Below are 12,281 nucleotides of genomic sequence, written 5' to 3'. Positions count from 1 at the left end.
AACGACGGCGTCCCACGCTCATTTGGCCTTGCGAAGCTGGCCCCGACCGCTTAAAGGTCCGGCCCGGAGCGGGCGATTAGCTCAGTTGGTAGAGCGCTTCGTTTACACCGAAGATGTCGGCGGTTCGAGCCCGTCATCGCCCACCATTCAGGCGCCTTTCATTCAAACGCCTCAGCCCCTCGCCAGCAGCGCCTCGACCTCGTGCAAGTCCGGCATGGACGGCGCGGTGCCTGGCCTCGTCACCGAAATGCCCGCAACGGCGCAAGCAAAGCGCACGGCTTGCAGGGGCTCCATCCCACGCGACAGCGCGGCGGCCAGGCCGCCATTGAAGGCATCGCCGGCTCCCGTGGTCTCGACCACCGGGCCGGCGCTGACGGCGGCGACATGTTCGGACCGATCCCTCGTGTGCAGCAATGCGCCTTTCTCTCCCAACGTGACGATGACGGCGCCGGCGCCCTTTTCGAGCAGCTTGCCGGCGGCTGCGCGGGCGTCATCGACCGAGGCGACCTTCATGCCGGTCAACTCCTCCGTCTCGGTCTCGTTGGGCGTGAGGTAGTCGCAGAGCGAATAGATGCGGTCGGGGAGCCTGGCCGCCGGAGCCGGGTTGAGGATGGTCGTCACCCCTGCCCCGCGCGCGATCTCCAACGCCCGCAGCGCCGCCTCGATGGGCTGTTCGAGTTGCGTCACGAAGACGCCGGCACCACGAATCAGGGCGGCATTGGCCTCGATGTCGTCGGGCGAGATCAGCATCGCCGCGCCGGGGCTGACGATGATGGCGTTGTTGCCGGTGCCCTCCTCGACGAAAATATAGGCAGCGCCCGTATAGCTGTCGGGCGTGTCGATCACGGCATTCTTCACGCCGGCGTCCTTCCAGGTGCGCTTGGCCATGTCGGCGAAGGCATCGACGCCGAGGCGCGTGAGGAAGGTTGCATCGGCGCCGAGCTTACCGGCCGCAACCGCCTGGTTCGAACCCTTGCCGCCGGGACCGAGGGTGAAGGACGTTCCGAGGATCGTCTCGCCCATGCGCGGCTGCCGCGCGGCGCGATAGGCCGTGTCGGCGACAAAGACTCCGAGGATGACGATCGGCTTGCCGGCCAGCATGCCGCTACTCCGCATCCGGCGGGACCACGCCCTTGCGGAAGGCAAAACAGCCGTAGAAACGGCGCTCGCCGGTCTGGATGACGCAGTAAGCCTGCTTGGCGCGCTCGTAGAAAGCGTAGCGCTCGACCGGCAGCATCGGCCATGGCTTGCCCTCGGCGGCGTCGATCTCCTTTTGCACTTCCTGCTGGACGGGCGGGATCTCGTCCGGCTTGCCGACGATCTCCATGCGCGCGGCCGAATCGTCGACGAACGTATCCAGCGGGTAGAGCGACAGCACCGCCTTCACGACTTGCGCCGCCGGCGCGTCGATGCGCAGCAGCCGCCCGAGCGCCGTCTGGCGCGCCACCGAATCGGAGGGGAAGTTGGTGTCGGCGACAATCAGGTCGTCGCCGTGTCCCATCGCCCGCAATGCCTGGAGCACGTCGGCATTGAGGAGCGGATTGATCCCTTTGAGCATGATATTCCTCGTGAAATGAGTTTGAGATCAGAGACGCTTGCCGGTCTCGGCATCGAACAGATGGATGTGGTCGAGCCGCGGCCTGAGCTTGAGCGTATCGCCGGGCTTGAAGTCGTGGCGTTCGCGGAACAGCGCCACCATCTCGCCGTCCCCGAAACGCAGGAAGACCAGGGTTTCCGAGCCAGTCGGCTCGACCACCGAAATCTTGGCAGGCACGCCATCGGCATGAATCTCGAGATGCTCCGGCCGCACGCCATAGACGACGGCGCGCCCTTCCTCCGCAGCGCTGCCGGGCGCGACCGGGAACAGAGCGCCGGCGATGTCGACACCGCCCTTGCGCGCGACGCCCTTGAGCAGGTTCATCGACGGAGAGCCAATGAAGCCGGCGACAAACAAGTTGGCAGGCCGGTCGAACAGTTCCAGCGGTGCGCCGACCTGTTCAATGCGGCCGTCGCGCATCACCACGATCTTGTCGGCCATGGTCATGGCTTCGATCTGGTCATGCGTGACATAGATGGTGGTGGTCTTCAGCCGCTGGTGCAGTTCCTTGATCTCGGTGCGCATCTGCACGCGCAGCTTGGCGTCGAGATTTGAGAGCGGCTCGTCAAACAGGAACACCTGCGGGTTGCGCACGATGGCGCGGCCCATGGCGACGCGCTGGCGCTGGCCGCCGGAAAGCTGCCGGGGATAGCGTTTCAGATAAGGGTTGAGGTCGAGGATGTCGGCGGCGCGCTTGACCCGCTCGGCAACCACGGCCGGATCGGTTTTGCGCAGCTTGAGCGCAAAGGCCATGTTCTGCTCGACTGTCTTGTGCGGATAGAGCGCATAGTTCTGGAACACCATGGCGATGTCGCGCTTGGCCGGCGGCAAGTGGTTGACCACACGGTCGCCGATGGCGATCGTGCCGCCGGAGACGGTCTCCAGCCCCGCCACCATTCTCAGCAGCGTGGACTTGCCGCAACCCGAAGGACCGACCAGCACCACGAATTGGCCGTCAGATATATCGACGCTGACTTCGTGCAGAACCTTGACGGTTCCAAACGCCTTGGCCACTTTGCTGATCGCGACTTGAGCCATATCTCCCCCATCGGCTCCATTGCCGTATGCGCAGAAGCTAACCAACGCGACCTGCCAGGGCAAGCCGGTCTCTTCCCGACAAAACCCGGTCTCGTTGACACGGCGTTTGGTTGCGAGAATAGTGACGGGCGCTGGTCCGAATACCGGTTGCCCGAACCAAAAAAACGGAACCTCAATCGAGCAGGTGGGGTCCTGCATCGTTCGTTTCCGAACCGGGAGAATCGTTTGGCGCTCCAGCGCCTGAGAAATTTGGCCGCATTCACAACAGATATTCTGGGAGGAACATCGATGAAAACAGGTCTCTACGAAACGCTGGTCCGCGCGGGGGCAACCCGACGCGACATATTGAAGGGCGCGGCCTCGATGGCCGCGATCGCTGCCGCATCCGGCGCCGGGCTCGGCGCCCTCACGCGCCCGGCCTCCGCCGCCAGTGAGCTGCGCTCGAAAATCCTGCAGATCCCCGGCGTGGGCAAGGGTCAGCCGACCGACGCCGACTTCCAGAAGGTCGGCGAGCTCTGCCTCGAGGCGACCAAGGCCAATGTCAAGGAAGGCGAATTCGCCGGCGTCGAGCTTACCTTCATGGGTCTCAACAACCAGAACCTGCACAATGTGCTGTTCCGCGGCTTCCTGAAGCCTTGGGAAACCTATACCGGCGCCAAGATCAACTGGATCGATCTGGCGCAGGCCGACTACAATGCCCGTCTGCAGCAGTCGATCGCCACCGGCACGGTCGACTTCGACATCATCGAGATGGGCGCGCCGTTCGAGGGCGACGTCTGCGGCAAGGGCCTCACGTCCGAGATGCCCGACTGGGTCAAGACCCAGATCGATTTCGACGACCTCGTCAACTATCTGAAGCCGCCTGTCGGCACCTGGAACGGCAAGCAGTACCGCGTGACCGTCGACGGCGACGCTCATAATTTCAATTACCGCACCGATGTGTTTTCTGATGCCGACCTCGCCAAGGCCTGGAAGGACGGCGGCGGCGGCGGTGAATGGGGCGTGCCGAAGACCTGGCAGCAGGTCCAGGCGGTCACCAAGTTCCTCAAGGGCAAGCAGGTCAAGGGTCAGGACGTCTACGGCTATCTCGACGCGCCGAAACCCTGGGGCGGATTCGGCTTCTATTTCCTCGGCAGCCGCGCCACCGCCTACGCCAAGCACCCCGACGACAAGGCCTGGCTGTTCGACGCCGACACGATGAAGCCGCGCATCAACAATCCGGCCTGGGTGCGCGCCATACAGGACGTGATCGACGCGCTGCCTTCGGAGCCTGCCGACCAAATCAACGCCGATCCAAACACCACCGCCTTCCAGCAGTTCCTGGCCGGCACCGGCTCGATGGTCACCTGGTGGGGCGATGTCGGCTCGAACGTCAAGACCAACGACTCCTCCGTCGTGGGCGACGTCACCGGCTTCTCGATCCTGCCCGGCTCCGACGATGTCTACAACTCCAAGACCGGGCAGTGGGACAAACTCGCCAGCGGACCGAACTATGCGCCGAACTGCGCCTATCTCGGCTGGGGCGTATACGTCATGGCCCGCGTCGATAGCGACGAGAAGAAGAAGAAGGCGGCATGGTCCGCCGCCGCCCATCTCGGCGGCAAGGACCTGTCGATCTGGACGGCGATGTACCCGTCTGGCTTCCAGCCCTACCGCAACTCACATTTCGACATTCCGGAGTGGGTGGCGGCGGGCTATGACGAAGCCTTCATCACCTCCTATCTCAAGTCGGAATCGGACAGCTACAACCACCCGAACGCGGCGATCGAGCCACGCATTCCCGGCATCTTCCAATACTATTCAGCCGCCGAGGACATTCTGGCTAACACCTTCGCCGGCAAGATGAAGGCCCAGGAGGGCGCAGACGCCATTGCCGCGGCCTGGGAGAAGCTGACCGACCAGATCGGCCGTGACAACCAGATCAAGCTCTACAAGGCCTCGCTCGGTCTGTAGGCAGGCGTTATGGCCCGGCGGAACCTGTTCGCCGGGCCGTATCTCGGCCGGCTTCGGCCGGTCATTTGCGCAAAAGAGGCAAGAGGCGTGGCTGACCAGACTTCGACCACGAATGCGTGGCCGGCAAATTCCGTACCGACCGATCTGATCTCGCCCGGCCGCAAACGGCTTGGTTGGGCCCTGATGGCCGTCGCGACGCTCGGCCTTCTGGCAACGATCCTGGTGCAAATCCTCTACAAGAGCGAGGTCGACACGATCGGCTTCGAGACATGGCGGCCCGTGGTCTACGCCTATGTGCTGTGGGGCGTGGCGCTCGGCGTCGGCCAGGTGCTGACGCGCGGCGAAGACGGCCAGCGGGCGCTGTTCCTGCTGCCGGCGCTGCTGTTCACCATCGCCATGGTGATCTTCCCGACCCTGTTCGGCTTCTACATCGCGCTGACCGACTGGAACCTGAGTTCATTCTCGGGCCGCAAGTTCAACGGGCTCGACAATTTCTGGCAGATGCTCGGCGATCCCTATTATCGCAACGCGCTGTTCAACATGGTGCTCTATGTGCTGGCGGTGCTGGTCGAATATGTCATCGCCTTCGGCCTGGCGCTGCTGCTCAACGCGCAGATCCGGGCGCGCAAATTCTTTCGCGTCGTCTTCCTGATGCCGCTGATGCTGTCGCCGGTCGCGGTCTCGTGGATGATTGGCAAATCGCTGATGGAGTACCGGTTCGGGCCGGCGGCGACACTGGCCCGCCACCTCGGCTGGGACAACCCCGCCTTCTTCTCCAACCCGATCACCGCCCGTATCTCGATCATGATGCTCGACGCCTGGACCTTCATCCCCTTCATGATGATCATGCTGCTTGCCGGCTTGCAGGCGATGTCGCGCGAGGTGCTGGAGGCCGCGCGCGTCGACGGCGCCACGGCCTGGCAAACCTTCTGGCAGGTCACCTTCCCGCTGATGCTGCCGGTGTCGGTGACCGCCGTCGTGTTGCGCATCATCTTCAAGCTGAAACTGGCAGACATCATCATCACGGTCACCTCGGGTGGTCCGGGCGGCGCCACCGATTCCGTGTCGAGCTTTATTTATCGCGAGTACCGGGACCGTTCCAATGTCGGCTACGGCACGATGCTGGCGATGGCCTATCTCGTCATCATCGTGGTGTTCGTGACCTGGCTGCTGAAGGTCGCCAACCGCTTCGTGCGCAATGTGAACTAGTGCGGCAGGGATCATGAGCGTTCAGACCACCGACTATACCGTCTCCGAAATCCACTCGCCGGCGAGCTTCATCACCAGCCGCGTCTTCATCTATGGCGCGCTTGTGTTCTGGGCCTTCATCTGCCTCTTTCCGATCTACTGGACGATCACGACCTCGTTCAAGTCGGCGGTAGACGTGACCCAGGGGCATCTGATCCCCTTCGTCGACTTCCAGCCGGACTGGAAGGGCTGGCGATCGCTTGGCCTGTCGCCGGATTCGATCTTCCAGACGTCGACCGTCCGCGACGAATTCTTCAAGCGCTTCATGAATTCGGTCATCACTTCGGTCGGCGCGTCGAGCCTCGCCATCGTCATCGGCAGCCTCGCCGCCTACGGCCTCACGCGCTACCGCTATCACTTCGCCTGGTTCAAGAACGAGGACATTTCCTTCTTCTTCCTGTCGCAGCTCATCCTGCCGCCGGTCGTGCTCGCACTGCCGTTCCTGGTGCTTTACCGCGAAGTCGGACTGCTCGACACGCGCATCGGGCTGATCCTGCTCTACACGCTGATGGTGCTGCCGATCGTCATCTGGATCATGCGCGACCAGTTCAATTCCATCCCGGTCGAGCTCGAGGAAGCGGCCCTCGTCGACGGGTTGTCGATCTGGGGCGCGTTCTTTCGCATCGTCATGCCGATTGCCCTGCCCGGCATGGTCGCGGCTTTCATCCTGGCGATGGTGCTGTGCTGGAACGAGTATTTCTTCGCCGCCCTTTTGACCTCGACCGACGCCAAGACAATTCCGGTCATGGTGGCGAGCCAGACCGGTTCGCAAGGCATCAACTGGTGGTCGATGGCAGCGCTTGCCACGGCGGCAATCGCGCCCTTGGCCGTCATCGGCATCGCGCTGGAGCGCTACCTGATCATGGGCATGACCGCGGGAGCGGTGAAATAGGCGGCGCCGTTCTTACCTTCTCCACAAGGGAGAAGGAAGAACCGCGCTAGCCCCTCAGGATCGTGCGCAGGTGATCCATGATCATGGCAACGCCCTCTGTTCCGAGCGCAGCCGAGGCATCCGGAGCGCTGGCCGTATACCAGCTCGTATTGTCGGCGAAATGGCCGGCATCGACAGCCTCAGGGCATAGCGCCAGCATCAGCGAGGTCTCGCCGATGCCGGCATGGTCGAACGGGTACTTGCCGTTCATCTCGGCCGGCATCAGCGGATGCACCTGCACCCAGTTGAAAAAATTGCTGCCCTCGGCATGCTCGGCATAGTAGGCGGCCATCGCCTCGGAGCCCCACCAGCCTTCGCCTCGTTCCTTCTCAAGGAAGCGGAAGATCGCCTGACGTCCGGCGGCCTTGAAGGCGAGATCGGTCGGCATGCCGGCGGCGAAATTCTCGGTCTGGTGGTGGATTATGGCGTGGATGTTGCGAAAACCGATGCGCAGCAGGCTGTAGAACAGTTCCTCCGCGAAGGGCGCCAGTTGATTGCCGCCAACCTGCACCGAGCCTGTGCCCTCCGGCGGCGCCACGGCGTAGCTCGCTGCGCCGTAGTAGAAGGGCGGCAGGATGACGATCTCCCGCTCCTTCTCAAACAGCTCCAGCGTCTTGACGACCGCCAGCGTGTCCATGCCCACCGCCATGTGCTCGCCATGGTATTCGAGCACGCCGAGCGGCAGCGCGACCGGCCAGTTCTGGGCGATCGCCTTGCGGATCTGGTGCGGCAGCATCAGCTCATAGCGCATCGCACTACTCCATATTGGTGTGACGGGCCCGCATCGCTTCCGGCGAGGCCGCGGTCAACCCCCTGAGCTTCATCACCATGACCTCGAACAGCAGGAACAGCGCGCCTTCGAACACCGATCCCATCGGCAGGACCGATGTCTTTTGCGGACCCTGGTCGTCAGCCATGGTTTGCGCCGGCACGAGCAGCGTGAAGTCGGCCAAGCGCGCTGCACTGCCGCCCGGCTGGGCGGTCAGAAGCAGAACCGTCGCGCCGGCCTGGCGCGCCACCTGCATCAGGGTCAGCACGGTCGCGGTTTCTCCAGGCCCGGAACTGACCAGGAAGACATCGCCCTGCCCCACGGGCGGCGTGGTCATGTCGCCGACCACCGACACCGGGAGGCCCAGATGATGGAGGCGCATGGCGAAGCCCTTGACCTGCAAGGCCTCGCGGCCGCAGCCATAGACGACGATCTGGCGTGCTCCTGCAAGTATCTCGCAGGCGGCATCGATCCGGCCGTCGTCGACGCGCGCCAGCACAGTGCCGAGCTCGTCCAGAGCGGTCCTGAACATCTGCGAGCCCCCATCGCTCACGACGGTGCCGTCCAACGATCCGAGGTCGAAGAAGAGTGGAAATTCCCGGTCACGTCTCTCCCCGAACAGCTTGTTTTTATTCATGCTATCACCGCCAAAATCCGTGTCCAACGCCCCTGCGCGCTTTTGCTGTGCCACGAGCGTGATAGTGTCATGTCAGACAAATCAATGAGGCAAACGGCAGGATATGAAGACACGGCATTTCGACCGCATCGGCAATGGCGGCATCAGCTTCACCGAACTCGGCTTCGGCACGGCGCCGCTCGGCAACCTCTACCGCGCGGTCTCCGACGAGGACGCCAATGCGACGCTGGAGGCTGCATGGGCGACCGGCTGCCGCTATTACGACACCGCGCCGCTCTATGGGCTTGGCTTGTCGGAGACGCGGCTCAACCCCTTCCTGCGCGGCAAGAAGCGCGACGACTACGTGCTGTCGAGCAAGGTCGGCCGCATCATGCGCGCCTGTCCGCCGCAAGAGCGCACCGGCATCGGCAAGTTCTTCGACACGCCGTCGCGCAAGGAGGTCTACGACTACAGCTATGACGGCGTGATGCGCTCATTCGAAGCGTCCCTGGAACGGCTCGGCGTCGACCGCATCGACATTCTGTTCGTGCACGACGTCGACATCTTCACCCATGGCAGCAAGGAAGCGTCCGACCAGCGCATAGAGGAGTTTATGCGCTCCGGCTATTACGGGCTGCTTGCCTTGCGCGACCAGGGCGTCATCAAGGCCTTCGGTGGCGGCATCAACGAATGGCAGGTTGCCCAGACATTGGCCGAGCGCGGTGATTTCGATCTGTTCCTGCTCGCCGGCCGCTATACGCTGCTCGAGCAGGAGGCGCTGACATCCTTCCTGCCGCTCTGCCAGAAGCGCGGCATCGGCATCGTTTTGGGCGGCCCCTACAATTCCGGAATCCTGGCCACGGGGCCGAAGCCGGGTGCCTTCTACAACTACACCGAAGCGCCGCGGGACGTGCTCGACCGGGTGGCGCGCATCGAGGCGGTCTGCCGACGGCATGACGTGCGCTTGATCGAAGCAGCGCTGCAGTTCCCGTTGCTGCATCCGTCCGTCGTGTCGGTGATCCCCGGTGGCCAGCGGCCAAGCGAGGTCGAAAGCAATCGGTCACTGCTCGATGCGAGACTGCCGGCGGCACTCTGGGCCGACCTGAAGAAGGACGGCCTGATGCGGGCGGACGCGCCGACCGGGTAGCTCGCAATCGCGAACCTATCGACCAGTAGGAGCGCAAAAGAAAAGCCGGGGCTTGCCCGGCTTTTCTGATATTTTGAAATTTAAAAAAGGCGCTTAATTGACGGCGTCCTTGAGACCCTTGCCGGCCGAGAACTTCGGCACGGTGCGCGCCGGGATCTTTACTTCGGCGCCGGTCTGAGGGTTGCGGCCGGTCGAGGCTGCGCGCTTTGACACGGTGAAATTGCCAAAGCCGACAAGCCGGACATCGCCGCCCTTCTTCAGTTCGCCGGTGATGACGGAGAATACCGCATCGACAGCCGACTGCGCGTCACCCTTCGAAATGCTCGCGGCGTCGGCAACAGCGGACACCAGTTCGTTCTTGTTCATAAAAATTCCCTTCCATGAGAACACCGGAACTCACGACTCATCCGGCAGGAAACGGACTTTAGAAAGAAGCGCTCCCGCAACCAAGTCGAAAAGCCGGGAAAGGATGGAAAAAAGCCCGGAATTCCGGGGTTTTTCACATGAAAAAGCCGGGCGCGAGGCCCGGCTTTCTGTTTGTGCGCTGCAACTTTAGCAAGAACTAATGCGCAAGCGACTTTCCGGCGTCATCCGCAGTGTCCGTCGCGGCAGGAGGATTGACCGGTTCGACCCATTCGATTGGCTCCGGCATACGCACCAACGCGTGGCGCAACGCCTCGCCGACCCGCGAGACCGGGATGATTTCCATACCGTTCTTCACGTTGTCAGGAATATCCGCCAGATCCTTGGCGTTGTCTTCCGGGATCAGCACTTTCTTGATGCCGCCGCGCAGTGCGGCAAGCAACTTCTCCTTCAGACCGCCGATCGGCAGCACCCTGCCGCGCAGCGTGATCTCGCCGGTCATGGCGACATCGGCCCTGACCGGAATGCCGGTCAGCACGGAGACGATCGCGGTCGCCATCGCCACACCGGCCGACGGCCCATCCTTGGGCGTGGCACCCTCCGGCACGTGGACGTGGATGTCGCGCTTGTCGAACAGCGGCGGCTCGATGCCGAAATCGAGAGCGCGCGAGCGGACATAGGAGGCCGCCGCCGAAATCGATTCCTTCATCACGTCGCGCAGATTGCCGGTCACCGTCATGCGGCCCTTGCCGGGCATCATGACGCCTTCAACCGTCAGCAGCTCGCCGCCGACTTCCGTCCAGGCAAGTCCGGTGATGACGCCGACCTGGTCGTCTGCCTCGACCTGACCGAAGCGGAAGCGCGGAACACCGAGATAATCGGCGAGATTGTCCGCCGTGATGTTCACAGTCTTCTTCTTCGTCTTCAGGATCTCGGTCACCGCCTTGCGCCCGAGCTTCATCAGCTCGCGCTCCAGGCTCCTGACGCCCGCTTCACGGGTGTAGGTCTGGATGATGGCGCGGATCGCGTCCTCACTGACGGAGAACTCCTTCGGCTGCAGCGCGTGATCGCGCACCACCTTCGGCAGCAAATGCCGCTTGGCGATCTCGATCTTCTCGTCCTCGGTGTAGCCGGCGATACGGATGATTTCCATGCGGTCCATCAAGGGCGCAGGGATGTTCAGCGTGTTCGCCGTCGTCACGAACATCACACTCGACAGGTCGTACTCGACCTCCAGATAGTGGTCCATGAACGTCGAGTTCTGCTCGGGGTCGAGCACCTCCAGCAAAGCCGACGACGGATCGCCGCGGAAATCCTGGCCCATCTTGTCGATCTCGTCGAGCAGGAAGAGCGGATTGGATTTCTTCGCCTTCTTCATCGACTGGATGACCTTGCCGGGCATCGAGCCGATATAGGTGCGCCGGTGGCCGCGGATCTCGGCCTCGTCACGCACGCCGCCCAGCGCCATGCGGATGAACTCGCGGCCGGTCGCCTTGGCGATCGACTTGCCGAGCGAGGTCTTGCCGACGCCGGGAGGGCCGACGAGGCACAGGATGGGCCCCTTGAGCTTCTTCTGGCGGCTTTGCACGGCGAGATACTCGACGATACGGTCCTTGACCTTGTCGAGACCGAAATGGTCGGTGTCGAGCACGTTCTGCGCGAACGCCAGGTCCTGCTTGACCTTGGAGTTCTTGCCCCACGGAATCGACAGGATCCAGTCGAGATAATTACGCACCACGGTGGATTCCGCCGACATAGGCGACATCGTCCTCAGCTTCTTCAATTCGGCTTCCGCCTTTTCGCGGGCCTCCTTGGAGAGCTTGGTCTTCTTGATGCGGGCCTCGATCTCGGCGGCCTCGTCGCGGCCGTCCTCGCCTTCGCCGAGCTCCTTCTGGATCGCCTTCATCTGCTCGTTGAGGTAGTATTCGCGCTGCGTCTTCTCCATCTGGCGCTTGACGCGCGAGCGGATGCGCTTCTCCACCTGCAGGACGGATATCTCGGCTTCCATGAAGCCCATCGCCTTTTCCAGCCGCTCCTTGACCGAGAGCGTGGCCAGCATCTCCTGCTTCTCGGGGATCTTGATGGCGAGGTGCGAAGCGACCGTGTCGGCGAGCTTGGAATAGTCGTCGATCTGGCTGGCGGCACCAACCACCTCGGGCGAGATCTTCTTGTTGAGCTTGACGTAGTTCTCGAAGTCGGTGACGACCGAACGAGCCAGCGCCTCGACCTCAACCTCTTCCTCTTCCGGCTCGACCAGCGCGGTGGCGCGGGCCTCATGGAAGTCGGGACGGTCGGTGAACGCGGTGATTTTCGCGCGCGAGGCGCCTTCGACCAGTACCTTGACGGTGCCGTCGGGCAGCTTCAGCAATTGCAGCACGTTGGCGAGCGTGCCGATATCAAAGATGGCATCGGGCTCCGGATCGTCATCGGCGGCATTCATCTGGGTGGCGAGCAGGATCTGCTTTTCCTGACCCATCACCTCTTCCAGCGCCTTGATCGACTTTTCACGCCCGACAAAGAGCGGAACGATCATGTGCGGGAACACCACGATGTCGCGCAGTGGGAGGACTGCGAAGACGCCGTCGCTGGGAGCCTTGGTTATTTTGGCCATTGTCCAAC

11 protein-coding genes and 1 tRNA gene are annotated in these 12,281 nt (G+C 62.9%); 5 read left to right on the top strand and 7 right to left on the bottom strand.

The features are described 5' to 3' along the window. Window positions 1-70: 70 nt before the first annotated feature. Window positions 71-146 (top strand) — tRNA-Val (locus LB541_RS19615). A gap of 25 nt (window positions 147-171) precedes the next feature. Here LB541_RS19615 and rbsK read toward each other — a convergent pair. From rbsK to LB541_RS19600, 3 genes are read right to left on the bottom strand one after another with little or no spacing between them, the layout of a single operon-like run. Next, window positions 172-1,101 (bottom strand): ribokinase, encoded by a 930-nt coding sequence (gene rbsK / locus LB541_RS19610; protein ID WP_140493918.1) that lies wholly within the window; start codon window positions 1,099-1,101, stop codon window positions 172-174. A gap of 4 nt (window positions 1,102-1,105) precedes the next feature. Beyond that, window positions 1,106-1,558, bottom strand: a complete 453-nt coding sequence (locus LB541_RS19605) for an RbsD/FucU family protein (RefSeq protein WP_140493920.1) — start codon at window positions 1,556-1,558, stop codon at window positions 1,106-1,108. A gap of 27 nt (window positions 1,559-1,585) precedes the next feature. Beyond that, window positions 1,586-2,635: an ABC transporter ATP-binding protein gene (locus LB541_RS19600; protein WP_140515762.1), complete on the bottom strand. Its 1,050-nt coding sequence runs from the start codon at window positions 2,633-2,635 to the stop codon at window positions 1,586-1,588. 288 nt (window positions 2,636-2,923) lie between these two features. Between LB541_RS19600 and LB541_RS19595 the strand changes: the two genes are divergently transcribed. The 3 genes from LB541_RS19595 (at window position 2,924) to LB541_RS19585 (ending at window position 6,728) form a co-directional block, all read left to right on the top strand. Next, window positions 2,924-4,588, top strand: a complete 1,665-nt coding sequence (locus LB541_RS19595; RefSeq protein ID WP_140493924.1) for an ABC transporter substrate-binding protein — start codon at window positions 2,924-2,926, stop codon at window positions 4,586-4,588. Between the two features lie 87 nt (window positions 4,589-4,675). Continuing rightward, window positions 4,676-5,797 carry a carbohydrate ABC transporter permease gene (locus tag LB541_RS19590; RefSeq protein ID WP_140493926.1) on the top strand — a complete coding sequence of 374 codons (1,122 nt, stop codon included), beginning with the start codon at window positions 4,676-4,678 and terminating at the stop codon, window positions 5,795-5,797. A 13-nt stretch (window positions 5,798-5,810) separates the two neighbouring features. After that, window positions 5,811-6,728, top strand: a complete 918-nt coding sequence (locus LB541_RS19585; protein ID WP_140493928.1) for a carbohydrate ABC transporter permease — start codon at window positions 5,811-5,813, stop codon at window positions 6,726-6,728. A 46-nt stretch (window positions 6,729-6,774) separates the two neighbouring features. On the opposite strand, the gene LB541_RS19580 is transcribed toward LB541_RS19585, so the two are convergent. Next, window positions 6,775-7,518 (bottom strand): creatininase family protein, encoded by a 744-nt coding sequence (locus LB541_RS19580; protein ID WP_224619371.1) that lies wholly within the window; start codon window positions 7,516-7,518, stop codon window positions 6,775-6,777. Between the two features lie 4 nt (window positions 7,519-7,522). Then, a complete protein-coding gene (locus tag LB541_RS19575; protein WP_224619400.1) occupies window positions 7,523-8,068 on the bottom strand; it encodes an SIS domain-containing protein in 546 nt (181 codons plus the stop codon). 208 nt (window positions 8,069-8,276) lie between these two features. Here LB541_RS19575 and LB541_RS19570 point away from each other — a divergent pair, with 208 nt between their 5' ends. Then, window positions 8,277-9,299, top strand: coding sequence for an aldo/keto reductase (locus LB541_RS19570; RefSeq protein ID WP_140515754.1), 1,023 nt, complete (start codon window positions 8,277-8,279; stop codon window positions 9,297-9,299). 93 nt (window positions 9,300-9,392) lie between these two features. On the opposite strand, the gene LB541_RS19565 is transcribed toward LB541_RS19570, so the two are convergent. Both LB541_RS19565 and lon read right to left on the bottom strand, forming a co-directional pair. Beyond that, window positions 9,393-9,665, bottom strand: coding sequence for an HU family DNA-binding protein (locus tag LB541_RS19565; RefSeq protein ID WP_006201846.1), 273 nt, complete (start codon window positions 9,663-9,665; stop codon window positions 9,393-9,395). Between the two features lie 196 nt (window positions 9,666-9,861). Further along, entirely contained in the window at window positions 9,862-12,273 is a 2,412-nt protein-coding gene (gene lon / locus LB541_RS19560; protein ID WP_140493937.1) for an endopeptidase La, read from the bottom strand. Window positions 12,274-12,281: the final 8 nt, after the last annotated feature.

Source organism: Mesorhizobium sp. BR1-1-15 (assembly GCF_020165475.1).
In the GTDB taxonomy this organism is placed as follows: Bacteria; Pseudomonadota; Alphaproteobacteria; order Rhizobiales; family Rhizobiaceae; genus Mesorhizobium.
Note: the sequence above shows the minus strand (reverse complement) of the source record. Positions and strands in the feature narration are given on the sequence as shown.